22 protein-coding genes are annotated in these 24627 nt (G+C 60.4%); 13 read left to right on the forward strand and 9 right to left on the reverse strand.

Annotation, left to right across the window (positions count from 1 at the left end; genetic code table 11):
* Position 1: 1 nt before the first annotated feature.
* The gene (locus ESZ00_RS01765; protein ID WP_129206449.1) at positions 2–1144 is read left to right on the forward strand and encodes a glycosyltransferase; all 1143 of its coding nucleotides are present in this window, start codon (positions 2–4) and stop codon (positions 1142–1144) included.
* A gap of 6 nt (positions 1145–1150) precedes the next feature.
* Here ESZ00_RS01765 and hemW read toward each other — a convergent pair whose 3' ends face one another.
* Complete coding sequence (gene hemW, locus ESZ00_RS01770; RefSeq protein ID WP_129206450.1) at positions 1151–2332, reverse strand: radical SAM family heme chaperone HemW; 1182 nt, start codon at positions 2330–2332, stop codon at positions 1151–1153.
* 40 nt (positions 2333–2372) lie between these two features.
* Between hemW and ESZ00_RS01775 the strand changes: the two genes are divergently transcribed.
* The 5 genes from ESZ00_RS01775 (at position 2373) to ESZ00_RS01795 (ending at position 7822) form a co-directional block, all read left to right on the forward strand.
* Positions 2373–3077 carry an SGNH/GDSL hydrolase family protein gene (locus ESZ00_RS01775; RefSeq protein ID WP_164981290.1) on the forward strand — a complete coding sequence of 235 codons (705 nt, stop codon included), beginning with the start codon at positions 2373–2375 and terminating at the stop codon, positions 3075–3077.
* A gap of 71 nt (positions 3078–3148) precedes the next feature.
* Complete coding sequence (locus ESZ00_RS01780) at positions 3149–5116, forward strand: ABC transporter ATP-binding protein (RefSeq protein WP_129206452.1); 1968 nt, start codon at positions 3149–3151, stop codon at positions 5114–5116.
* Between the two features lie 151 nt (positions 5117–5267).
* Positions 5268–6047 (forward strand): SDR family NAD(P)-dependent oxidoreductase, encoded by a 780-nt coding sequence (locus tag ESZ00_RS01785; protein ID WP_129206453.1) that lies wholly within the window; start codon positions 5268–5270, stop codon positions 6045–6047.
* Positions 6048–6082: 35 nt separating this feature from the next.
* Positions 6083–6934 carry an NAD(P)-dependent oxidoreductase gene (locus tag ESZ00_RS01790; protein ID WP_129206454.1) on the forward strand — a complete coding sequence of 284 codons (852 nt, stop codon included), beginning with the start codon at positions 6083–6085 and terminating at the stop codon, positions 6932–6934.
* A 66-nt stretch (positions 6935–7000) separates the two neighbouring features.
* The gene (locus ESZ00_RS01795) at positions 7001–7822 is read left to right on the forward strand and encodes a phosphatase PAP2 family protein (RefSeq protein ID WP_164981291.1); all 822 of its coding nucleotides are present in this window, start codon (positions 7001–7003) and stop codon (positions 7820–7822) included.
* A 6-nt stretch (positions 7823–7828) separates the two neighbouring features.
* Here the strand turns inward: ESZ00_RS01795 and ESZ00_RS01800 are convergent, their stop codons facing one another.
* The gene (locus ESZ00_RS01800) at positions 7829–8242 is read right to left on the reverse strand and encodes a nuclear transport factor 2 family protein (RefSeq protein WP_129206456.1); all 414 of its coding nucleotides are present in this window, start codon (positions 8240–8242) and stop codon (positions 7829–7831) included.
* 66 nt (positions 8243–8308) lie between these two features.
* Positions 8309–9481: a GGDEF domain-containing protein gene (locus tag ESZ00_RS01805; RefSeq protein WP_129206457.1), complete on the reverse strand. Its 1173-nt coding sequence runs from the start codon at positions 9479–9481 to the stop codon at positions 8309–8311.
* A 121-nt stretch (positions 9482–9602) separates the two neighbouring features.
* Between ESZ00_RS01805 and ESZ00_RS01810 the strand changes: the two genes are divergently transcribed.
* Both ESZ00_RS01810 and ESZ00_RS01815 read left to right on the forward strand, forming a co-directional pair.
* Entirely contained in the window at positions 9603–10007 is a 405-nt protein-coding gene (locus ESZ00_RS01810) for a BlaI/MecI/CopY family transcriptional regulator (RefSeq protein WP_129206458.1), read from the forward strand.
* A complete protein-coding gene (locus ESZ00_RS01815) occupies positions 10004–11584 on the forward strand; it encodes a M56 family metallopeptidase (RefSeq protein ID WP_129206459.1) in 1581 nt (526 codons plus the stop codon). Before ESZ00_RS01810 ends, ESZ00_RS01815 begins: the two co-directional genes overlap by 4 nt.
* 77 nt (positions 11585–11661) lie before the next feature.
* Here ESZ00_RS01815 and ESZ00_RS01820 read toward each other — a convergent pair whose 3' ends face one another.
* Positions 11662–12237, reverse strand: coding sequence for an elongation factor P (locus ESZ00_RS01820; protein WP_129206460.1), 576 nt, complete (start codon positions 12235–12237; stop codon positions 11662–11664).
* Between the two features lie 125 nt (positions 12238–12362).
* On the opposite strand from ESZ00_RS01820, the gene ESZ00_RS01825 reads away from it, so the two are divergent.
* The 4 genes from ESZ00_RS01825 (at position 12363) to ESZ00_RS01840 (ending at position 16446) form a co-directional block, all read left to right on the forward strand.
* Positions 12363–12584, forward strand: coding sequence for a hypothetical protein (locus ESZ00_RS01825; RefSeq protein WP_129206461.1), 222 nt, complete (start codon positions 12363–12365; stop codon positions 12582–12584).
* Between the two features lie 84 nt (positions 12585–12668).
* Positions 12669–13856 (forward strand): lipid-A-disaccharide synthase, encoded by a 1188-nt coding sequence (lpxB, locus tag ESZ00_RS01830; RefSeq protein ID WP_129206462.1) that lies wholly within the window; start codon positions 12669–12671, stop codon positions 13854–13856.
* Positions 13857–13888: 32 nt separating this feature from the next.
* A complete protein-coding gene (locus ESZ00_RS01835; protein ID WP_129206463.1) occupies positions 13889–15877 on the forward strand; it encodes a M1 family aminopeptidase in 1989 nt (662 codons plus the stop codon).
* Between the two features lie 107 nt (positions 15878–15984).
* Positions 15985–16446 (forward strand): nuclear transport factor 2 family protein, encoded by a 462-nt coding sequence (locus ESZ00_RS01840; protein WP_129206464.1) that lies wholly within the window; start codon positions 15985–15987, stop codon positions 16444–16446.
* On the opposite strand, the gene ESZ00_RS01845 is transcribed toward ESZ00_RS01840, so the two are convergent.
* Positions 16422–17423, reverse strand: a complete 1002-nt coding sequence (locus ESZ00_RS01845) for a stage II sporulation protein M (protein ID WP_129206465.1) — start codon at positions 17421–17423, stop codon at positions 16422–16424. The two genes, ESZ00_RS01840 and ESZ00_RS01845, sit on opposite strands and share 25 nt — an antisense overlap.
* Positions 17424–17527: 104 nt before the next feature.
* Here ESZ00_RS01845 and ESZ00_RS01850 point away from each other — a divergent pair, with 104 nt between their 5' ends.
* Complete coding sequence (locus tag ESZ00_RS01850) at positions 17528–18388, forward strand: RDD family protein (RefSeq protein WP_129206466.1); 861 nt, start codon at positions 17528–17530, stop codon at positions 18386–18388.
* A 52-nt stretch (positions 18389–18440) separates the two neighbouring features.
* Here ESZ00_RS01850 and ESZ00_RS01855 read toward each other — a convergent pair whose 3' ends face one another.
* The 4 genes from ESZ00_RS01855 to aroF all read right to left on the reverse strand — a co-directional run bounded on the left by ESZ00_RS01855 (position 18441) and on the right by aroF (position 24557).
* Positions 18441–19604, reverse strand: coding sequence for an acetate/propionate family kinase (locus ESZ00_RS01855; protein ID WP_129206467.1), 1164 nt, complete (start codon positions 19602–19604; stop codon positions 18441–18443).
* Complete coding sequence (locus ESZ00_RS01860; protein ID WP_129206468.1) at positions 19601–22039, reverse strand: phosphoketolase family protein; 2439 nt, start codon at positions 22037–22039, stop codon at positions 19601–19603. The genes ESZ00_RS01855 and ESZ00_RS01860 overlap by 4 nt, the downstream gene beginning before the upstream one ends.
* A 246-nt stretch (positions 22040–22285) precedes the next feature.
* Entirely contained in the window at positions 22286–23464 is a 1179-nt protein-coding gene (locus tag ESZ00_RS01865) for a beta-propeller fold lactonase family protein (protein ID WP_229740890.1), read from the reverse strand.
* A 34-nt stretch (positions 23465–23498) separates the two neighbouring features.
* Positions 23499–24557 (reverse strand): 3-deoxy-7-phosphoheptulonate synthase, encoded by a 1059-nt coding sequence (gene aroF, locus ESZ00_RS01870; RefSeq protein ID WP_129206471.1) that lies wholly within the window; start codon positions 24555–24557, stop codon positions 23499–23501.
* Positions 24558–24627 lie beyond the last annotated feature (70 nt).

A 24627-nucleotide genomic window follows, 5' to 3' on the forward strand; every position in this document is an offset into this window, starting at 1 on the left:
TTTGAAACGCGTTCTCATCTACAGAGCAGACCTGCTTCCGCCGTCCGAGACCTTTATTACGGGCCAAACCGCTTCTTTGCAGCGATACACACCCTGGTTTGCTGGCCTGCGCCGTTATACCAAGGGACTTACCCTGGACGCTTCGAGGGTACTTTCAGTTACCAAAGGTAATAACTTTCAGGACAAGCTTATTCGGCGCGCCTATCTGCTCAGCCGCATCTCTCCCAGCTTTCATCGAAAGGTGCAGCAGATCCGGCCCTCACTCATCCATGCTCACTTTGCACCGGATGGGAGCCTTGCGCTCAAGGTGCAAAAGCTGCTGGATGTACCGCTGATCGTGACATTGCACGGTTTCGATGTCACCAAAGGCGATGAAGCCTTTCGCGACTCTCTCTTCGGACGCATGTACCTGAGCCGGCGAGCGGATCTCTGGCAGCAGGCATCCTTATTTGTCTGCGTCTCCGAACATATCCGGCAGATGGCCCTCGAGCGGGGCTTCCCGGAAGACAAGCTGCTCGTGCATCGGATCGGCATCGACCTGACCCGCTTCCTTCCGGCTGAAAAGCAGGAGCCCATTGTGCTCTTCGTCGGCCGCATGGTTGAGAAAAAAGGCGCGATTCATCTGGTTCGGGCGATGCAGAGTGTACAGGCGCACCTGCCCCATGCGCGACTCGTGCTGCTTGGCGATGGTCCCCTGAAACCGGAACTGGAAGAAGAGGCGCGAAAGCTAGGCGTGAAAGCCGAATTCCTTGGCATGCAGCCGCACAATGAGGTCATCAGCTGGATGCGCCGGGCTCAGGTACTCGCGGCGCCAAGTATCGTGGCGCGCAGCGGCGACTCGGAAGGACTGCCCACCGTGATGTGCGAGGCTCAAGCCATGGGATTGCCCGTAGTTTCTTTCCGGGGACCAGGAGTGGATGAAGCAGTCGTGCACGGAGAAACCGCTCTGCTGGCCGCGCCTGGCGATGATCGTGAACTTGGCGAGGCCATCACCCGGCTGCTCAGCGATCCGCAACTGCTCACACAATTCGGCGAAGCAGGCCAGCGGAGAGCCGCGGAATTCTTCGATATCCGGCATCAGACTGCCCTGCTCGAAGACATCTACGATCGTGTTGTGGATGCGGCTACGCGGCGGATCGCCTGACGGGCTTCAAGCTTCTGTTTCAGACATCAGGAAACGCTCGAAGACATCATTGGAAAGCAGGCGGCCTTTGGCTGTAAGGCAGATTCGATCCTGCTGTTGCGCCAGGAGAGACTCCTCCTTCAACTCGGCGATCGTCTGCTGAAAAGGCTCAATGGCCTCTGTGCCGAACTCCGCTTCCAACTCAGTCAAAGAAACGCCACGGTTCAGACGAAGACCAAGGAACCATGCTTCTTCCAGCTCTTCCTCACCTTTAAGCGCCTGCGCATCATGCCACCCAGGAGCCTCGAGGAAGCGCGGCAGTTCGCTGCTCGTGGCAAAGCGAAACACCCTGCCCTGCGCATCGCGCAGCATCGAATGCGCATCCAGCCCCAGGCCCAGATAAGGCCGTCGCTCCCAGTATTTGAGATTATGCGCAGACTCGTAACCGGGGCGCGCGAAGTTGGATATCTCGTACTGCAAGAGACCTGCAGCTTCAAGCATGGCCGCGCCTTCGAGATACATCGTAGTGATGGCTTCATCGGAAGGCACCTGCGGCGCATAGTAGCGCAGGCCGCCGTTCTCGATCTCCCGGCCAAGGCGGGAGTCGTCATCGATCTCGAGCATGTAGAGGCTGGCATGATTGACACCGCTGGCGATCAGCACTTCTACCGATTCTCGCCAGGAAGCCTCTGTCTGCCCGGGAAGACCGGCAATCAGGTCGAGACTGATGCGGGCGATGCCGGAACAGTGGACGCGGGCGACATCTTCGAGAGCAATGGCGCGTGTGTGCAGACGGCCAGTGTGCTTGGCCTCTTCATCGATGAAGGACTGTACGCCGAAGCTGAGGCGATTGACACCATTTGCGGCCATGGCCGTGAGGGTCGCGTCTTCCAACTGGCCGGGAGCGCACTCGACGGTAATTTCGGCGCCAGGAAGGACCTCGAAGTGACGGCGCAAAAGCAGAAAGAGGCGATCGACCTGCGAAGCGGAGAGCAGCGAGGGAGTGCCTCCACCAAGGTAGATGGAATCGGCCTTTGCGGGCAGCGCGGCGCGCCATGGCGCAGAGTCCCGTGCAGCGCCAAGATCGGCCTCGAGGCGGTCGAGATAGCGATCCATCTGCGCGAGCGGAAAAACGCCTGAGGCGAAGTTGCAGTAGGTGCACTTGGACCGGCAAAAGGGGATCGAGATGTAGAGTCCGACGGGGTCCATGCCAGTTCTTATTCTCCCACGCTACACTTTCCGCATGCGTATGTTCGCGACTGTTCTCATGCTCAGCGGATGCCTGCCTCTTGCGGCGCAGGAAGCCATGCCGGTCTTTCACCCGCACGATGTCGTTCTGTTTCAAGGGGATTCGATTACCGATGGTGGAAGGTGGATCGGCAGCCAGGATCTGAATCACACCATGGGCCAGAGTTATGCCTACCTGATCGCGGCAGAGATGGGGGAGCAGTTCCCCGAGCGCGACCTCCAGTTCCTCAATCGGGGAATCAGCGGGAACCGGGCGATCGACCTTGAAAAGCGCTGGCAGACGGACACGCTGGCACTCAAACCGAATCTGCTGAGCATTCTAGTCGGCATCAACGATTTCATCGTGCCGGGAGAGACTCTCGAGCAGTATGAGACGACATACGATCACCTCATCAGCGAAACGTTGTCTGCGCTGCCGGGGATAAAGATCGTGCTCGGCGAGCCTTTCCTCATGCCGGTCGGCAAACACCATGACAACTATGCCGCAGAGCTCGCGGAGGTGAAGAAGCGCCAGGACGTGGTTGCGAAGCTCGCCGCGAAGTACCACCTTCCGGAAGTCATGTACCAGGATGCGCTGAATAAGGCGCTCAAGCGGGCTCCTGCCGACTATTGGAGCTGGGACGGCGTGCACGAAACCTACGCCGGGCATGAGCTGATGGCCAGGACCTGGCTCGAAACCGTCAACGCCTTCTGGCCCAGGGGATAACGGGCGATCTTCCGGAATCAAACGCCCAGGCTGGCACATCTCAATCATGGCAGAGTAGTTTTGGCGGGTGCATGGCAGAAGAGGACAAAAAAAAACAGGCGCAACAGCAGGATGATGAAGTTGTCGGCAAGGCATACGATGCCCGGCTGATGCGCCGGCTGTTGAAGTACCTCTATCCATACAAGTGGGCAGCTGTCGTATCGGTGATCGCAATTCTGATCAAGGCCGTCTGCGATGTGCTCGGGCCATACCTGATGGAAGTGGCGATCGACCGTTACATGACGCGGCATGTGGGATCGCTGACAGAGGCGAAGGGCGCGTTTCTGGCGCGCTGGCTGAGCAATGACGCAGCAACAGGGATCACTCAAATTGCGATGATCTACCTGGGCGCGCTGCTGGTCAGCTACCTGCTTGAGTTCGTGCAGACCTACCTGATGCAGTGGACCGGCCAGAAGATTATGTTCGACATGCGCAAGCAGATCTTCGGCCACCTGCAGTCGATGCATATCGGCTTTTATGACCGCAACCCGGTAGGCCGGCTGGTCACGCGGCTGACGAGCGACGTAGACGCCCTGAACGAGATGTTTACTTCAGGCGTCTTCGCCATCTTCGAAGATGTCTTCGTCCTAGCGGGCATCATCTTCGTCATGCTGCGCATGAAATGGTGGCTGGCGCTGTTGACCTTCGCCGTGCTGCCGCTAATCCTCATCGCCACGCGCATCTTCCGCAAGTATGTGCGCGACTCCTACCGCCGTATCCGCTCTGCCATCGCGAAAATCAATAGCTACACGCAGGAACACATCACCGGCATGAGCCTGGTGCAGCTCTTCAATCGCCAGGATCGCGCCTTCCGCGACTTTGAAGCGGTGAACCGCACGCACATGGAGGCATTCAAGGATTCGATCCTTGCCTACGCGTTGTACTATCCCGCGGTGGAAATCTTCAGCTCTGTGGCCATTGCCCTCGTGATCTGGATGGGCGGACGCGGCGTGATGCGCGGGGCGGTCACAGTGGGCGTGCTGGTGGCGTTCATCCAATACGCGCAGCGCTTTTTCCGGCCAATCCAGGATCTGAGCGAAAAGTACAACATCCTGCAGGCGGCCATGGCGGCGAGCGAGCGGGTCTTCAAGCTGCTCGACACCGCGCCGGAGATTGTCTCCCCAGCACATCCGAAGCAGGGCGACGGCTCGGGCTCCATCGAGTTCCGCGGTGTCTGGTTCACCTATCAACGATTGAGCGACGAGCAGCGGGCAAAGATCGCTACCGCGAGCGAGACCGAGCTGGCAGCGATGGAGGAGATCGAGTGGATCCTGCGCGGCGTTTCATTCACGGTGCAGCCAGGACAGACGGCGGCCATCGTGGGACACACGGGTGCGGGCAAGTCGACGATCATCAGCCTGGCCATGCGTTTCTATGATGTGCAGCGTGGCGCCGTACTTATCGATGGGCTCGATGCGCGCGAACATGATCTGCGCACACTGCGCGAGCATTTCGGCGTGGTCCTGCAGGACCCGGTGCTCTTCAGCGGCACGATCGCCGACAATATCCGGCTGGGGACGGAGCGGATCACCTACGAACAGATGCATATTGCCGCCGAACAGGTGAATGTGCACGACTTTATCCAGTCTCTGCCGAAACAATATGAGGAGCCGCTGCGCGAGCGAGGCAACTCGCTTTCGACCGGGCAGAAGCAGCTCATCAACTTTGCACGAGCGCTGGCGCATGACCCGCGGGTGCTGATCCTCGATGAGGCAACTTCGTCTGTCGATACGGACACAGAGATACGCGTGCGGCTTGCGCTGGAGCGGATGATTGTCGGCCGCACCTCGATTGTGATCGCGCACCGCCTCTCGACAGTGCAGCGAGCGGACACGATCCTGGTGATGCATAAAGGACAACTGCGCGAGATGGGCACTCACCAGGAGCTGCTGGCCCAGCATGGACTTTACTGGAAGCTCTATCGGCTACAGTACAAAGACCAGGAACTGGGATTGCCTGCAGATGGACTGACGCCGCCGCTGCTGGCCGGCGCGGATTGAAATCCGCGTTCTCCGAACAAAGTTATAGCGAGCACCCTGCCTTGAAGCGTTCCCTGCTGTCCAGCATCTTATGATGCAGGCATATGGCATACGTTCGCGCCGTCACGGCGCTGGCGATCCATCTACCCGGAACAGATAAAGGAGTCAGATCATGGATTTGGGGCTGAAGGGCAAGCGCGCTCTGGTGACTGGATCGACTGCCGGCATTGGCCTGGCGATTGCGAAAGAGCTGGCCGCCGAAGGCGCAACGGTATGGATAAACGGACGCACACAGGCGCGTGTGGATGAGGCTTTGCTGCAGGTAAAAGGCGATGCGAAGGGCGTAGCAGCCGATCTCGCTACCGCAGAAGGCGCAAAAAAGCTGTTTGCCGAAGTAAAGGACATCGACATTCTGGTGAACAACCTTGGCATCTTCGAAACGAAACCATTCCTTGAAATCGAAGATGCAGAATGGCTGCGATTCCTTGAGACAAATGTGCTGAGTGGCGTGCGCGTAACGCGGCAATATCTGCCCGGCATGCTTGAGCGCAAGTGGGGCCGAGTACTCTTCATCTCCAGCGAGAGTGGCATCCAGATCCCGGAAGAGATGGTGCACTACGGCGTCACGAAAGCGGCACAAATCGCATTGGCGCGCGGTATCGCAGAAACGATTCCGGGCAGCGGCGTCACAGTGAACAGCCTGCTTCCGGGCCCTACGGAGAGCGAAGGTGTAACTGCAATGGTTGCGAAGATTGCGAAGGACAAAGGCATCACACCCGAGCAGGTGGAGAAAGACTTTATCCGCGACGCGCGCCCCTCGAGTCTGATCAAGCGGCTGGCCAGGGTCGAAGAAGTAGCGGCAATGGCCGTGTACCTGTGCAGCGAGCAGGCCAGTGCGACAAACGGCGCGCCGGTGCGCGTGGATGGCGGCGTGGTTAAGAGCGCCTACTAACTTCCACTGAAAACAGACAAGGAGCGGAGCACAGCATGACGAAGATTGCCTTCCTGGGGCTGGGCGCGATGGGTTCGCGCATGGCAAAGAACATCCTCGACGCAGGATTCGAACTGACGGTATGGAACCGCACCGCTTCTGCGGCAGAGGATCTGGTCAAAGCAGGAGCGCGGCAGGCCAACTCACCGAAGAGTGCGGCAGACGGTGCGGAAATTGTCATCGCGATGGTTACGGATGATGTGGTCTCCTCCGATCTCTGGACTGACGAAGCAACCGGCGCCCTGGCAGGCATGAACGCAGGATCGATTGCGGTAGAAATGAGCACGCTGACGCCGGAGTGGGTAGCGAAGCTGAAAGAGAAGGCTTCCGCACGCGGCGTGGCGCTGGTGGATGCACCGGTCTCCGGCTCCCTGCCTCAGGCGGAGGGACGGCAACTGGTAGTCATGGCCGGCGGAGATACTGAGGCGTTCGAAACGGTAAAGCCGGTACTCTCAGCAATCGGCCCGACGCACCACGTGGGCGCGAGCGGACAGGGCGCAGCGTTGAAGCTGGCGGTCAATGCGCTGATGGGCATTCAGATCACGGCATGGGCTGAGATGCTGGGCTTTCTCGGCAAGCAGGGGCTCGACACGCATAAGACCATGGACTTGCTGGCGACCATGCCGGTGTGTAGTCCACTAGCCGCTGGCATGTCCAGACTGATGCTGGCGCAGGACTATGCTCCACGCTTCACCAATGCCCTGCTGGCAAAGGATTTCCGCTACTTCAAGCAGACGACCGGCAATGAGAAAACGCCGATCGCCGATGCGGCATCTGCCGTATACCAGCGAGCCGCCGAAGAGATGGGCCACGAAAATGTAACTGCCGTGATTCGTTTTTACGAATAACGGCGAACGGCCATCACAGAGCGAAGATGACTGACTCGAGAGATGCGTCGTGTAGCATCGAAGTCCATGTCTCTTCGCTCTTTTGCATTGCTCCTTCTGGCGACAGCCACTCTGGCTGCCGCACAGACCACGACAACGCAGCCGGACTGCGGCCTGACCCATCTGCAGGTATGCGCGCTGCATGTCGCACAGGATGAGGCCGGCATTGTCACGGCGCCTTTCCATGTCAATAGCAATGCACTTTACTGGGTAGTTCCCTTCGGAGTCGCCACAGGCGTAGCGCTCGACCAGGACCAAAACGCTCTCGAGGCCGTAGGGGTACATCCCACGCGGGAAAAGGATTTCGGCCGCTTCTCGGACTATGGCGGAATTTATGGCCCCTCGGCGGCCGTGGGGGTGGGATACATCGCCGGCAGCATGACGCATAACGATCACCTGCGCGAAACCGCGGTGCTGGCAGGCGAGGCGATGGCGGATTCGATCATCCTGAACACCGGCCTGGGCTATGCCATTGACCGGCAGACGCCGCTCGAAGGCGACGGCACGGGGCGCTTCTGGCCGCATGGGCTGAGAACATGGCCCGATGGCCAGTCGATGCCCTCTGATCACTCGGTACTGGTGTGGTCATTCGCGCATGTGGTCGCCAGCGAGTACAACGGCTGGGCCACGCGGCTGATCGTCTACTCGCTGGCCACCGGGGTTTCCGGTTCGCGCGTGATGGCGCGCGACCACTTCCCCTCTGACGTTCTGGTAGGCGCGGGCCTCGGCTATTTTATCGGCGGATACGTCATGCATCGGCGATCGGAGCGGAGCGACTGGGGCCACTTCAGCCTCTCAGCCGTCTCCACTCCGAACGGGCGTGGTATCGGGCTGAACATCCGCCCCTGACAGCGATCAGCGCAACTGGCGTTCGCTCTCTCGGATCGGCAGATCGTTGATGCTGGCCTCCCGCCTCTGCATGAGACCGGAGGGAGCGAACTCCCAGAGCTCATTGCCATAGCTGCGATACCAGCTTCCGCTGTCATCGTGCCATTCGTATTGAAACTTCACGGCCATGCGGTTGCCGCGAAATCCCCACAACTCCTTCTTGAGACGATAGCCGAGCTCACGCTGCCATTTGCGGGTGAGAAACGCAACCACCTCATGGCGTCCCTGCAGGAATTCCGCGCGATTGCGCCATACCGTGTCCTCGGTATAAGCCAGTGCAACGCGTTCAGGATCGCGTGTGTTCCAGAGGTCTTCGGCAAGCTGAACCTTCTGCTCGGCCAGCTCAGGATCGGTGAAAGGCGGGGCAATGATGATGCTCATATAGCTCCTCGCTCCTGATTGGATTCCTTTTCAGCGCCGAGCACAACAGCCGGAAGATGTATGGGCTCAACTGGGCAGCACGGCATCGTCAGGACTGTAGAAGCAGACGCGATCGCGGCCTTCGGCCTTTGCCTGGTAAAGCGCAATGTCGGCTTCGCGCAGTAACTGCTCTGCAGTAAGCGGACGCTGTGCCGAAGTGCTGGCAACGCCGAAACTGGCGGTGATGCGATGCTCACCATCGGGCGTAAAGCTGGGCCACTCACGCAGGCTGCGGCAGATCTGCTCCACAAGATTGCCGGAGGCCAGCAGATCGACATGAGGCAGCATGAGGAGAAACTCCTCGCCACCGAGACGGGCCAGCGTATCCGTCTGGCGAATGCGCTGCACCAGGAAGCCCGCGACTCCGTGCAGAATCGCATCGCCCACGGCATGCCCATGCCGGTCATTCACCGCCTTGAAGTAATCGAGATCCAGGATCGCAAGCGTAAGTGGATAGCCAAAACGCTGCGATCGCGCGAGCTCCCGGCTAAGTGCCTGATCGAGCCCGCGGCGATTGAGGACCCCGGTAAGAGGGTCGATGATGCTCTGGTGCAGAAGATGATCTTCGGTGCGTGCCTGCATCATCCAGAGAAAGGTGAGCGGGAGCAGGGACACGTTGGCGATATAAATGACGACGCTGATCACCTGCAGCCGGGGCGTAGTGACATCGGGATCGCCATGCAGAACGAAGGCCACATAGACACGGGCCATCTCGACAATCGTGAACAAGATAAAGAACCAGCCTAGCAGCAGGCGGGGAACGCGCGTAGAAGCTTCCCGGCTGAGGAAGAGCAAGGTATACGCGACGATGGACTCCAGCGCGATCACCAGATCACCGAGAGCGTCGCTCCAGGTTGCAGCTGGACGGTGCATCCACGCAAGGAAAACGGGGAACGAAAGCACGAGAAATGCAACCGAGATCCAGACAGCGGTGTTCCTGCGGCGGGTGAAAGCTACGAGCGCGATATTCAGCAGGCAATAGGAGAGCGGGATCATCTCCTGGTTGAGGGCGTGGGTGATCCAAAGTGGAAGATGGGCGGCGCCAAGATCGATGATGGCGCCCGCGGAATTGGCCAGAAAGCTATAGAAAATCCACCGCCGCATCGGGTCGCTCCATCGCTGGAGCGCCAGCGCTCCAAAGACGACAGTGAAGCAGAGCAGCTGCACGTCTTGAATCAGCAGGGTGGCATTGAGGAGCATTTTGAAACCATCTTAGATTTGCCGGAATAGAGAAGGAAGCCCCTTGTAGGGTGGCGACATGTTTTCTCCAGTACGATTTTTTTCGTTGACATACGATTATTTTCGTACAAAGATGGCTGCCATGGTCAGCAGACAGCACTCTCCGCAGCCAGCACCGCTCCCCACCGAAGCCGAGCTCAGAATTCTGCAGATTCTCTGGGAGGCCGGCACCCCCCTGACCGTCCGCGAGGTGCACGAAGCCCTGCGCGACCAGCAGACGGGCTACACGACGATCCTGAAGCAGATGCAGATGATGGTCGAGAAGGAGCTGCTGGTGCGGAATGAGCGCTATCGATCGCACCTCTATGAAGCCAGGTATCCGCGTGAGCAGACGCAGCACCGGCTGATTACTGAACTGGTGCAGAAGGCATTCTCCGGCTCGGCGAAAAGCCTGGTCATGGGCGCGCTTGCAGCAAAACCGGTTTCGAAGAACGAGCTGGCGGAGATTCGCGAGATGCTCCATGCATTCGAGGAGAAATCAAAATGACCATCACAGGGCACATCGCATCCTTCCTTCCCCTGCTGGGTTGGAGTCTGCTGCACTTTGTCTGGCAGGGCGCGCTGCTCGGCCTGCTGCTGGGCGCATGGCTTGGTGCAGTAAAGAACGCTACGCCGCGCCTCCGCTATGCAGTGTGCTGTGCGACGCTCGCTGCGATGCTGCTCTGCCCACTTCTCACCGTCGTGTATCTTGCGGGGCAAAACAGCAGCAGGTTTACGTATGAGACCGGCGCATCCGTGGCATCCGAAGCATCTGCTCAACCCCTGCCCGGCTCCGCTGCGCCATGGAGACTGGCGGACGAGTTGACCACGGCCGCAGACCGCGAGATGCCGTGGATTCTCACCGCCTGGATAGCCGGTGTGCTGCTGGCTCTGGCCAGGATGGCTGCCGCCAGCCTGGCGGCGGACCGGTTGAAGAAGCAGTCGCTGCTGCCGGCGCCGGATTCCATTGTGGCGTCAGCAATGAGGACGGCGCAAAAGCTCGGCATGGAGCCTGCCTTCCGCATCTTTCTCTCGGCAAGAGTAACGACGCCGATGGTCGTGGGGTGGCTGCGACCGGTAGTGCTGCTGCCGCTCACCTGCGTGATAGGCCTGTCTCCAGAGCAGATGGAAGCGCTGCTGGCGCACGAGCTCGCACATATCCGCAGAAAAGATTACCAGGTGAACCTTTTGCAGGTGGCAGCCGAAGCAGTGCTGTTTTATCACCCCGCAGTCTGGTGGACTTCGCGGCAGATTCGCCGCGAACGCGAACTGTGCTGCGACGATGTCGCCGTTGCGATCAGCGGATCGCCACTGCTCTATGCCAGGGCACTCTATCTCCTCGAAGAGCAGCGGAGCCCGGAAACCTTTGCACTTGCAGCCAACGGAGGACAGCTCACCATGCGCATACAACGCCTGCTTTACGGACCATCTACACAAACCCCTTCACGCCGAACTGCGCTCTCACTGTTCGCGACCGGAGCGATCCTTGCCGGAGCATTGCTGGTGCTTGCCGGTTTCGCGGCAAACCGTGCAACAGCGGAGATACAACAGACGGCTACGCAAGTTTCTGCTCCTGCTGTCACTGAGTCCGAAGCGCGCCAGCATCTGCTTGCTCACCAGGAGCCTGCCTATCCTCCCATAGCAAGAGCAGCCCATATCGATGGCGAGGTTGCCGTTGCCGTCACCATTGATGAGAGTGGAAAAGTGATCCAGGCGCACATCGTGAGCGGGCCGCCCATGCTGCAGAGCGCAGCACTGGAAGCTGTAATCCGGTGGAGTTTTACGCCGTTTTCGATCGACGGAAGCACCGCCACAGTCAGGACAACGCTCACTGTTCCATTCAAGGGTGATGCGAATGCCCCGGCCATCTCCGAAGAGGATGCGGCGCTGGCCTGCACCTACTATGATCGCGGGGTTAGGTCTGGGTCTGCGGGTGTTTGCGAGCGGGGGCCGAGCCAGTCGGGAATCTTCGTATGTGCAAAGATCTCAGACCGTCAGCAGACTCAGCTACAGGAAGGCTGCAAGCAGAAGGTTGAGAGCTTTGAGGCCACTCACACAGGCGCTGTCGAGAAAATTACTCCGTAGAGTGGATTTCTCTGAAGAAGAAAAAGCGGCTGCGCCTGAACAGGGCAGCCGCTTTTGACTTTGCAGCCAGAATCCGCTTAGGCCCGGCCGTTGAACTCGCCGGTCTCGGTCGAAACGCGGACTTTCTCGCCTTCCTTGATAAAGAGTGGAACTGCAACTTCGATGCCGGTTTCGACCTTGACGTTCTTGGTCACCGAACCGCTTGCCGAGTTGCCTTTGGCGCCCGGCTCGGCATAGGTCACAGTCAGCTCGACATACTGCGGCAGCTCAAGACCGATAGGGTTTCCATTGAATTTGTGAACTTTCACAATCAGCCCCTCGAGCAGGTAGTCCTTGGCATTGCCGATCATGGACTCATTGAGGGTAAGAGTCTCGAAGCTCTCCTGGTCGAGAAAGTGGGAGCCTTCGCCATCGGAATAGAGAAAAGAGGAAGGAACGACCTCGAGATCGGGTTCCTTGAACTTCTCGCCGGCCTTGAATGTCTTATCGAAGACGGCCTGGGTGAGAAGGTTCCGCATCTTGATGCGAACCAGGGTCTGGCCACCGCGGGCGGTGGGGGTGGAGACTTCCACGTCGAGGCAGTAGAACGGCGTGCCTTCGATCTCGAAAAAGTCCTTGCGCTTGACGTCGATGGCGTCGATAAGTGCAGCCATGGTGATCTCTCCTGCGAACTGCCGGCCGCGGGACGCCGCCAACCTGTTCTGGGCTTTTTCTGAGTATAAAAGGCCGGGCGCAGGGTGCGTCATCCGGCCGCAAACGGTCATAAAATAGATGAGCAATGCCATTTCCAATCAAGACATGCATCGTATGCGGAGAAGAGTTCGAACTGAGGCCGGACAAGCCAGGCTTCGCCAACCGCTGCTGGGACTGCAGCGTGAATGATGAGCCTGACGCCTCCGGCGGAGGCCAGACGGCGGCGGATGCGCTGGACAGCACCAGCGAGATCAATGCCGAGCGCCGGAAGGCGATCCGCGATCTGCTTTACCGCAAGGACAGCTAACTACGAACGGCGGAGCCGCCCACTGCAGCTCCGCCATAACTTGTAGTGTGCAACGATCGGACAGAAGATAGGGCACGGATGGGAATGAGCGGAGCACCCAAAATCTTTATCTCCGCAGGCGAGGCGAGCGGCGAGCACTACGGCACGTTGCTGATCCCGGCCATCCGGCGGCTGGTACCGCAGGCGGAGTTCTTCGGCCTGGGCGGGCAGCGCATGGAGACACTCGGCTTCCGGCGGATCGTGAAAGCTGAAGACGTGGCGGTCATGGGGATCACCGAGGTCATCCGGCACATGCCGCGTATTTATGGCGAATACCGCCGGCTGAAAGCATCGATCCGGACCGAGCGGCCGGATGCGGCGGTGCTGATCGACTTTCCCGACGTCAATCTTTCGCTGGCCAGGCACCTGCATCGCGCCGGCGTGCCGGTGATTTATTTTGTTTCACCGCAGCTCTGGGCCTGGAAGAAGTACCGCATCCGCGAGGTGCAGCGCTATGTCGACCGGATGCTGGTGATCTTCCCCTTCGAGGAGAACTTTTATCGTGAGCGCGGGGTAGAAGCGCAGTTTGTCGGGCATCCGCTGGCAGAACTGCCGCTACCCGTGGTTACGCGCGAGACTTTCGCGACATGTTGGGGTTTAGACCCGTCCAAGCAGTGGATTGGCCTGCTGCCGGGCAGCCGGGGCAAAGAAATCCGCCTGAACCTACCGGAAATGCTGCGGGCGGCCGCGCTGCTGGCAGGCCGTGGCGATTACGAGTTCGTGCTGCCGCTGGCCGCCACACTGACAGCAGCACACAGAGAGACGGTCAAGGAGATTCTGGCTACGGTTCCGGTAAACGCAAAGGTCGCGGTAACCGACGATGCCCGGGGCACGCTGCTACATGCCCGCGGCAGCCTGGTAGCGAGCGGTACAGCAACCGTGGAAGCGGCGCTGATCGGAAATCCGTTCCTGGTGGTCTACCGCGTATCCCCGGCAACCTACGCGGTAGCCAAACGGGTGGTAGATGTTCCCCACGTAGCGATGGTGAACCTGATCGCAGAAAAGCGGCTGGTGCCGGAGCTGATCCAGGACGACTTTACCGCCGAGCGGGCTGTCGCTGAGCTCGAGCCCTTGTTGCGGGATGGAAATGACCGGGAACGGATGTTGAGCGGGCTGCAGGCGATATCGGATATGCTCAAGGCCGAAGGACAAGAGGAAGCAACGGCCATCGATCGTGTGGCTCGCGTGACCAGCCAGATGCTGCAGGCAAAAGCAGCCGGGACACGGGATTAAAGGCTCGAAATCTGTCGGAGGAGACGCAGGGGATGGGGTCGGTGGGACAAACGCTGGTACGTCGCTCAATGCTGGTCCTGGTCCTGGTTGCGGTCCTGTTCCCGGGCCGCCCCGCGCAGCTCTTTGCCGCGGAAAAACCGACGATCGACGTAACGGGCTACACCATCGATGCCGAGATTCACCCTGCGGAGCACACGCTGACGGCGACGGCCAAGGTGACCTTCAAGGCGCTGGCCCCGGTGGACACAGTGATCTTTGACCTGCACGGGGCGCTGCGTGTCGAAAAGGTGACCGACTCGACCAATATCGCGCTGAGCGGCGAGCGCGGGGCCGAGGCCTCGCTACGCATTACCCCCGCAACGCCGCTGGAGCAGGGCAAAAGCTACACCTGGACCTTCACCTATGGCGGATCGCTCGAAAATGATGCGGGCGGACCGGTGGAAGGACTGAAGCTGGCCTACATCGGCGATCCGATCACCTACCTGCTCTATGCCGGGCGGTGGTTCCCGATGACGGGCTACCAGACCGACCGTTTCACCGCGGCAGTCCACGTCAAGGTGCCGGCCGGATACACAGTGGTGGGCAGCGGACGACAGGGCCAGGGCAAGCCGGCGGATGGCGGCGAAACAGAATACGACTTCAACTGGGACAAGCCCGGCTTCCCCGGCACCATCCTCGCCGGAAAGTTCGAGCCAGCGGTTTCTCCAGCCCCGAATATCCATATCTACACAACGGCAGCGCACAAGGCTGCCGCCGAAGACTACGCACAGGAGACGCTGCGTGTCTTCGCCTTCTTCACCTCCGCCTTCGGACTGCCGGAGTCGAACCAGATCAACGTGGTCGAGCTGCCGAACGACACGGTGCCAGTCTTCTGGGCGCCGGAGATTGCAACCGTAGCGGGCAACCGTATCGGAGGCAAGGGTGACTATCGCCTGCTGGCCAACACCATCGCGCACCAGTGGTGGGGCAGCGAGATCAGTCCGGCCTCGATGAACGACGAGTGGATCGTCAACGGCATGGCGCGCTACGGCGAACTGATGTATCTCGAAGACGCGGCCGGGCGCTCCGCGCTGGACACAGCCATCCTGGATGTGGAGGCGGCGGCGCTGGCCTATGACACGATTCCGCTGACCAGCGCAGGGCGGTTGAATGTCTTCTCGCCCGAGTTCCAGTCGATGACGCTGGATAAAGGAGGCATGGTCTATCACATGCTGCGCGGCATGGTGGGAGATGATAGCTTCAGCAAGATTCTGCGCGAGACGCTCACCGAGTACAAGGACAAGAGCATCCGGACAAGCGACTTCGAGAAGATTGCCGAAGCGCAGTCGCAGCAGCAGCTCACACCTTTCTTCGCGCAGTGGCTGGACGGTACCGGGGCACCGAACTTCACCAATAAATATGCCGTCTACCGCCTGGGAAATAACCGCGGCTTCCGTACCATTGGCGAAATCCAGCAGGATCTGGATCTCTTCAACATGCCGGTGACCCTCGAAATCGAGACCGAGGGCAAGACAGAGACGAAGAAAATCAACGTGGTGGGCACCGATTCGCAATACGTGGTCGACACCTTCGGACGTCCTCGCAAAGTGCGCATCGATCCGGACAACTGGGTACTCAAGACCACGCCGGACATGCAGGTGCGGGTATCGATCCTGAAGGGCCAGCAGCTGATCGCACAGGGCGACATCAGCGGCGGCCTCGACGAGTTCCACAAGGCGCTCGAAGCCAATCCGCAAAGCTCACTGGCGAGCTACCGCATTGCCGAGGTCTTCTTCAACCAGCACAACTTCCAGTCGGCGGTAAACTCCTACCGCGACTGCCTGCGCGGCGACGGAGACCCGAAGTGGACAGAGGTCTGGAGCCACGTGCAGATCGGCAAGATCTTCGACATCACCGGGCAGCGGGATCGCGCGATCACCGAGTACCGGCAGGCGATCCAGACCAATGACAACACGGCGGGAGCACTGAACGAGGCGCGGCACTATATCCAGGTGGCGTACAAACTGCCGGATACCCCATAGCGGATTTCATTTCGACACCGCATCATGACCTTGGTGCTCGTGCATTCCTGAAAGATGTGCCGCGCTCCTGCGGAAGGTGAGACGCTGCAGACAGCAGCCCTCCCCCTATGAAGATCACGCCAGCCGATATCGCACTTGCGTTCATCGACATGATCAACCTGCACGACATGTCGAATTTCGAGAGCCTCACCACCGAAGACCTTCTGTTCATCGATGCCGAAGGCAACCGCATGCACGGCAGGAAGCCGCTGCAGCGCTGCATGCGCGCCTATTTCACCTGGTTCCCCGACTACTCGATCGAAGTTGAGCAGTCCTTTGCCAGCGGCAATCTCGCCGTCATCACCGGACTGGCCATGGGCACGCATGCGACAGGCGGACGGGCCGACAAGGATCAGCGCTGGCGCACGCCATCTGCGTGGCAGGCGGTAGTGCGTTCGGGCAGAATCTCCGAATGGCGCATCTACGCCGATAATCGCTTTCTCTGGCAGGTTGCCGAGAGCAGGAACAACAGGATGATGTGGGATGGAACGCCCTCGAGCGACGCCTATTCGCTGTTACCGCCCAGGTGAGCCTCCGCAGGAGTCCGCGAGCGGCCTCCCTCGGCAAGCCAGAAGCAGAGCAGGCTGAAGAGCGCAGCTCCTACGGTGAACTTGAGTGCGACAGGCGCGCCTGAAGGCGAGAGAAAGCCTTCGAGCATGCCGGCGATGATCAGCAGCGGCACCACGCCGGAGAGCAGGCGAATTGCCTCCCGCCCGCCCTCGGCCAGCGCGTCGCGGCGGGAGAGCATGCCGGGAAAGATCAGCGCCGCGCCCAGGCGAAGACCGGCTCCGCCGGCGATGAAGATACTGGGCAGCTCCAGCGAGCCATGAGCAGCGACGAAGCTGAAGAGATCGAGCGCCATGTGCGCCTGCGAGCAGGCAGTACTGATGACGCCGAATTGCAGGCCGTTCTGGAAGAGCAGCCAGATGCTGCCAAGCGTGCCGACGATGCCTCCGGCAAAGGCCATGAACGCGACGCCAATGTTGTTGGTGAGGATGGCGCTCGAAGCCTGGGGCTTCATGGAGACAATGGACTGCGTCCACATGCGATGTTGCGCAATGGTCTCGAGCATCTGCGGACCGAGCATGGTACGCATGAACTCCGGACGGACGAGGGTGAGCAGCGTGCCCAGTACCGCTCCGGCCAGGAAGATGAGCGTAGACGCTGCGACCCAGGGAAAGAGCCGGCGGAAGATCCGCGGATAATCGAAAGCCAGAAAGCGGAAGATGGAGCCGAAACCGGATTTACGTCCGGTGTAGATGTGGTTATGAGCACGGCTAAGCAGCCCGTTGAGGTGATCCTCAAGTGCAACCGCGGCGCGGTCGGAGCGCACGGCGGAGAGATCGGAGGCGACCTGGCGATAGAGAAGCCCGAACTCGCGCAGCTCGGCCGGAGGAAGCGTGCGGATGCCGGAGCTCTCCACCTGCCGGGTGATGCTTTCCAGCCGGGACCAGGAGCCCTGCCGCTGTTCGATCCAACGATGTGAGATGAGGCGATCGGAGGTCATGCGTACTCCACCGGGCAGGAAAAAGCTCCGGCAGTTGCGATCAGCATAGCAGTCCCGCTGGTTTTTCGAGACAGCGAGCAGGGAGTTCGGGTAAAACTCGACTGATGGCATTTGCTGACCGCTATTCTGCCGAGTCCGCGCTGAACGCGGATCTGCTGACGATCGATACGCCTGAGCAGGTGGCGCTGCGCTTCCCGGTGGCCGGGGTGGGCAGCCGCTTCCTGGCGCTCTTCACCGATTGCGTGGTGCAGGCCGTGGTGTATCTGATCATCGTGCTGGTATTTGTGCTGCTGGTCTCGGCCGCGCCGAAGACTCCGGCCGGGCAGATGTCGCACAGCGGCGAGAAGTGGCTGATCGCCATCCTGATCCTCATCCATTTCCTGATGTACTGGGGCTACTTCGCGCTCTTCGAAGCATTCTGGAACGGGCAGACTCCAGGCAAGCGTCTGTGCAAACTGCGCGTGATCCAGGATTCGGGCCGGCAGATCACCTTCTTCGAATCGATGACACGGAACCTGATCCGGATTGTCGACATGCTCCCAGGCATGTACCTGGTAGGAGTAGTCGCCATGGTCTCGAACCGCCAGCACAAGCGCCTGGGCGACATGGCGGCAGGAACGCTGGTCGTGCATGAGCGACGCACCGAGGAACCGATATGGGGCGGCACGGGATCGCGCACGCTCACCGCTTCTCTCTTTACGCCTCCCACGGAAACCACCAGCTTCGCTCCACCGGAAGCAGAATTCCCGGCCGACGCCGTGGCGCGGCTCTCATCCGACGACCTGCTGGTGATGGAGCGCTTCTTTGCCCGCATTTTAGATATGGACCTGGAGACACGCGCCGGCATCGCCGACAAGCTGGCACGGCAGATGACGGCAAAGATGGGGATCACGCTCGAGCCGGACGCGAAACCGGAACGGCTGCTCGAAGGACTGGTTCGGCAGATGCGCTCGGTGGGGCGATAAAGCTGCCTCGCTCCAGTCGGAATAACAAGCCGCTTCCCTCGCAAGCTAAGCACTACAAAAGCCTGCGCACCTCGCGGGCTATCTGCGCCTCTTCCTCGCTCCCCACGATGAGAACCTCGATCGGCTCTCCCTCTTCCGAAATCACCTTCGCGGCGTCGCGATTGCGGGCATCGTCAAGTTGCACGCCAAGCCATGCGAGCTTATCTGCGACATTGGCGCGAACTGAAGCGCTGTGCTCACCGATACCGCCGGCAAAGATGAGCTGATCGAGCCCGCCCAGCGAGACGGCAAAGGCCGCGACCGTACGCGCAACGGCGCGGCAGAAGATCTCGATGGCAAGAGCAGCCTCATGGCTTCCCTTTCCCGCAGCCTCGTCCAGCTTGCGCATATCGCTGTCTCCGCCAAGAGCTTTCAGCCCGGAGTCGTGATTCAGCAGCGACTCGAGCGCCTGGTCGTCGAGATGGTGAACACGCATGAGGTACAGCAGCACACCGGGATCGAGATCACCGGTGCGCGTCCCCATGGGAATGCCGCCCGTAGGAGTCATCCCCATGCTCGTGTCGACGGACTTGCCATCGCGCACGGCGCAGAGGCTGGCTCCATTGCCGAGGTGAGCGATCACCGCGCGCGGCTTCAGCGCGCCACCCAGCGTGTGCACGATGGAGGCATACGACAATCCATGGAAGCCGTACCGCCGCACGCCTTCCGTGACGAACGTCTCCGGAAGCGGATAGTGCCATGCCTCTTCCGGCATCGTCTGGTGAAAAGCCGTGTCGAAGCAGGCGAACTGCGGGATGCCTGGATAAACGCTCTGGGCCGCGCGGATCAACTCGATCGAGGTAGGAATATGCAGCGGAGCAAAGTGCACGGCCGCGTCGAGCGTGGCCAGCACCTTGTCGTCAATACGAGCATGGTCGCGGAGCTTCGCACCGCCATGCACCACACGATGTCCCACGGCACCAGGCTTTGGCTCGTGTAGCTGGTTCAGCGTCTCGGTCAAATGCTCGAGAGCCTCACGCTGCGAAGCGTACTTGCGGTCTTCGTGGTGGAGCAGCTTTCCTGCTCCGTCGAATACCTCGAGCTTGCCGCCGTCTTTTCCAATACCCTCGGCCGATCCACGCAGAAGCGGCCTCTCCTCGCCATTTTCAAGCGAGAAGAGACCGAACTTCAGCGTGGAAGAACCACTGTTGATGGCAAGGATAGGGACATCGCTCATGCGTTGTCCCCGCCTGTATCGAGACTGGCGGAGGTGTGCGCCTTCCCGCTCCAGCGCCAGTCACGCACCTCGGGCATATCCTCGCCGTACTGCGAGACGTAGAGTTTGTGGTCTTGCCGCTTGCTATAGAACCACTGCGTGGTCTCCTCGCGCAGATGCGTAAGACTCGGCGTGCGCAGAACCACATCGAGGACCAGGCGGAAGCGGTCAAGGTCGTTGAGCACGCACATATCGAACGGTGTGGTCGTCGTGCCCTCTTCCTTATAGCCGCGCACATGAATGTTGTCGTGATTCGTGCGGCGATAGGTTAACGTGTGCACCAATCGCGGATAGCCATGGTAGGCGAAGATACACGGCTTGTCCTTGGTGAACATGCGATCGAAGTCCTCATCCGGCAGGCCGTGCGGATGCTCGGTATCGGGCTGCAGGCACATCAGGTCAACGACGTTGACGACGCGGATCTTCAGCTCCGGAATTCTCTGGCGCAGGATGCTGACGGCAGCCAGCGTCTCAAGCGTCGGCACATCCCCGGCACAGGCCATTACCACATCCGGCTCGCCGCCGCCGTCATTCGAAGCCCAGTGCCAGATACCCGCACCCACCGTGCAGTGGCGGATCGCATCGTCCATGTTGATCCAAACCGGTGCAGGCTGCTTGCCAGCAATGATCAGGTTCACATAGTTGCGGCTGCGCAGGCAGTGGTCGGCGACAGAGAGCAGCGTGTTCGCATCGGGCGGAAGATAGATGCGCACGATGTCCGACTTCTTGCTGGCCACGTGATCGATGAAGCCCGGGTCCTGGTGGCTGAAGCCGTTATGATCCTGCCGCCAGACGTGCGACGAGAGCAGGTAGTTGAGTGACGCGATGGGCTTGCGCCACGGGATATTGCGTGTGACCTTCAACCACTTCGCGTGCTGATTGAACATCGAGTCGATGATGTGGATGAAGGCCTCATAGCAGGAGAAGAAGCCATGGCGGCCGGTGAGCAGATAGCCCTCAAGCCAACCCTGGCACATATGCTCGCTGAGCACTTCCATCACTCGGCCGGTGGGCGTCAGGTTCTCATCCACGGCTTCGGTTTCGGCGATCCAGCGCTTGCCGCTGACCTGGTAGATATCCTGCAGACGATTCGACGCCGTCTCATCCGGGCCGAAGACGCGGAAATTGCTGTGCGCCAGGTTCGACTGCACCACATCGCGCAGATAGTCGCCGAGCACCTTGGTCGCCTCGACATCCACCGCACCGTTTGAGGGGAACTTCACCTCATAGTCGCAGAAGTCGGGCAGGCGCAGGGGCTGCAGCAGCAGGCCGCCGTTGGCGTGGGGCGTCATGCCCATGCGCAACTCGCCCTTGGGAGCAATGTCGGCGTACTCGGCCTTGAAGGTGCCTTGCGCATCGAAAAGCTCTTCGGGCTTGTAGCTGCGCATCCAGTCTTCGAGCTGCTTCAGGTGCTCGGGCGTGTCGCGCACATCAGCCAGCGGCACCTGATGGGCACGCCACGTACCCTCGACCGGCTTGCCGTCCACAAACTTCGGCCCGGTCCAGCCTTTGGGCGTGCGCATCACGATCATCGGCCATGCCGGGCGGGTAGCGTCGTTCTTCTCGCGAGCATGCTGCTGAATCGCCTTGATCTCGTCGAAGACCACATCCATCAGCGCCGCCATCTGCTGATGCATGATGGCCGGCTCATGCCCGGTGATGAAGTAGGGCTTGTAACCGTAGCCGCGCAGCAGGCTTTCGAGCTCACTCTCCGGAATGCGTGCCAGCACCGTGGGGTTCGCGATCTTGTAGCCGTTCAGGTGCAGAATCGGCAGCACCGCACCGTCGGTGATCGGATTTAGAAACTTGTTCGAGTGCCAGCTGGTCGCCAGCGGCCCGGTCTCGGATTCGCCATCGCCGACAATACAGGCCACCACGAGGTCTGGATTATCGTAGGCCGCGCCGAAGGCATGCACCAGCGAATAGCCAAGCTCGCCGCCCTCGTGGATGGAGCCGGGCGTCTCCGGCGCAACGTGGCTGGGCACGCCATACGGCCAGGAGAACTGGCGGAAGAGCCGCTTGATGCCGTCGCGGTCGCGCTCGATGTTCGGATAAAGCTCAGTGTAGGAGCCTTCAAGATAGGTATTGGCCGTAAGACCGGGACCCCCATGGCCGGGGCCGATGATGTACATCAGCTTCTGCTCGCGCTCGCGAATGATACGGTTCAGATGCACATACAGAAAATTGAGTCCAGGCGTAGTGCCCCAGTGGCCCAGCAGGCGCGGCTTGGTGTCCTCGATGGTGAGCGGACGATCCAGCATAGGATTGTCCTTGAGATAAATCTGGCCGACGGAGAGGTAATTGGCTGCACGCCAGTAGGCGTCCATTTTGCGCAGAAGTTCGGGGGAGAGGGGCTGCTCCTGCAGTCCCGCGGTCAGCGTATCGGTGGAAGCCATCGAAGATCTCCTAAGGGAACTGGACTGATGCTACGCAATGGGCCTTTAAGGCGCTGTGAGCACCGTCACACAATTGAAAATGGGCAAAGCACAGCCTTCGCCAGAATGTGACGTTACCGCCTTCGATTCCAACTGGAAAAAGAAGGATGCGGAGAGGCTCAATTTTTCAGGAAAGATTTACCGAAGACACGGAAACCGGCAGTAGTCCATGCAGCCTGCATGGACCGCCATCAAGAGGAAGGGAGATCAGTGGACGTGGAAGGCTTTGACGGCAATGTCATTCGGCCGCACACCGGCTGGCAGCATGGTAAAGAGCGTGCCGATGCGAATAGAGCCGTTCGAGGCATAGCTCTGGGTCCGGACGACAGAGACATCGCCGGAACGAGTGTCGGCAGCCAGCAACAGGAATCCATCTTCTGAGAAAGCCAGAGCGCCGGGACCGCCGCCGACACGGACCGGAGGCTTGATAAGCCGTCCGTCGTCAATCGAATACACACCGATCGAATCAGCATTGGAGTTGCTGATCCAGAGCAGCGAATTGTCCGCGCTCACAATGGCGTTGGCCGGGTGCGCACCGACGAGGTAGGCGCCGCCGACCTCATTAGTGCCGGTAGCGATCTCAGAGACGGAGTCGCTGTCGAAGTTGGAGACGAAGATCTCGCCTCCGTCAGGCTTCATGGCGAGATGTACCGGGGTCTTACCCACATCGAGGAGGGCGAGCAGCCGGTCGGCATGCTCATCATCGTTCGGGCTGTCTGGCTTCGCCAGTCCAACAGACATGACCTGATGGCCTCCCGAGCAGGCGGCAAAGGCCTTGGAAGAATCGGGCAGGATGACCGCATCCGTAGCCTGCGGACAGCCGGAGAAGACGGCGCGGACGCGCATCTTCACCGGATCGACGACCGAGACGCTGCCGCCATCACGGTTGGTGACAACGAGGGACTTGCCGTCTGGGGAAATCTTCGCCAGCCCGGGAGCTTCTCCAACGCCGACGACGCCAATCTCCCTGCGCGCCTCGAGGTCAATGACCGAGACGGTATTCGAACCGGAGTTGGCGACATAGCCGAACTTGCCATCGCGCGTCACGTCGATGAAAAACGGACGCTTCTGCAGCGGAATGGTCGCAACGACCTGGTTCTTTTCCGCGTTGATGACGCTGAGCGAGCCATTTCCACTGGCCGGCCCCGCATTCACGACATAAACCTCATTGCGAACGGGGCTCGCAGTCACCCCCGTCGGCTCCTGCCCCACCTGCAGTACGCGATCCTGGCGCAGATTGACGAGGTCGAGCACCGAAACGGTATTCGAACCGCCGTTGGTCACGTAGGCATACTGGCGATAGTCCGGCGGGTACTGGGGAAAGTGGTTGCGTGTGCATCCGGCCAGCACAAGCGGGGCCAGCGCGAGAAGGCAAAGGCGGCTCACGCGCGGCCGCCTCGTCAGGTTCTTCATACGATAGCTAGCGGACAGCGGCGGTCTCCGTCACTTCGATGCCGCGCGGAATGTTGCGGCCAACCACGTTGGCGATCTGGCTGCACTCGTCCATAAGCTTTGAGAACTGCTCGGGATAGATCGACTGTGCACCATCGGAAAGCGCCTTATCGGGCGAATGATGCACCTCGACCATGAGTCCATCCGCGCCGACGGCGACCGCAGCGCGAGCCAGTGGCAGGACCTTGTTGCGCTTGCCGGTTCCGTGGCTCGGGTCGACGATGATGGGCAGATGGCTGAGCCGCTGCACCGCAGGCACGATGCTGAGGTCGAGCGTGTTGCGGGTGTGATCGGCGAAGGTGCGGACGCCGCGCTCGCACAGAACAACCTGGTAATTGCCCTCGCTCATGACGTATTCGGCGGCCATGAGGAACTCTTCGAGCGTAGCAGCCAGACCGCGCTTCAGCAGAACAGGCTTCCGCTTGCGGCCGGCAGCCTTCAGCAGCGAGTAGTTCTGCATATTGCGGGCGCCGATCTGAATGACATCGGCGTAGTGATCGACCAGCTCCAGAGCTTCGGTATCGATGGCCTCGGTCACGATGCGCAGTCCATAGCGCTCGCGAACCTCGGCGAGCAGCTTCAGCGCTTCTTCACCCAATCCTTGAAAGGCGTACGGCGAAGTGCGTGGTTTGAAAGCACCTCCGCGAAAGAACTGGGCGCCGGCCTTAGAAATCTGCTCGGCCGCGGCGAAGACCTGTTCGCGCGACTCGACCGAGCAGGGCCCGGCGATCACCGCCAGGTCGCGACCGCCTATGGTCGCGTTCGTCCCCGGAAAGGTGATGACGGTGTTGTCCGCTTTGACATCGCGGCTGACCAGCTTGTAGGGCTTCGAAACGGCGATGACTTCGGCAACGCCGGCAAGCTCTTCGAGGCTGCCTGCCTCTACCTGCCCCTTGTTACCGGTGATGCCGATGGCGGTGCGCTGAGCGCCCGGCAGAGGATGCGCCCGGAATCCGAGGCGGGTGATCTGATCGCAGACCGCCTGAATCTCCTCGGGCGTGGCCTGCGCCTTCATGACAACTAACATCGAGTGCCTGACCTTTCCGTCCTGCTTATAACCGAACCCTCAGTGTAGCCGGAGGCTGCGGGGGCGGGCA

It is taken from the genome of Silvibacterium dinghuense, from assembly GCF_004123295.1.
Lineage (GTDB): Bacteria > Acidobacteriota > Terriglobia > Terriglobales > Acidobacteriaceae > Silvibacterium > Silvibacterium dinghuense.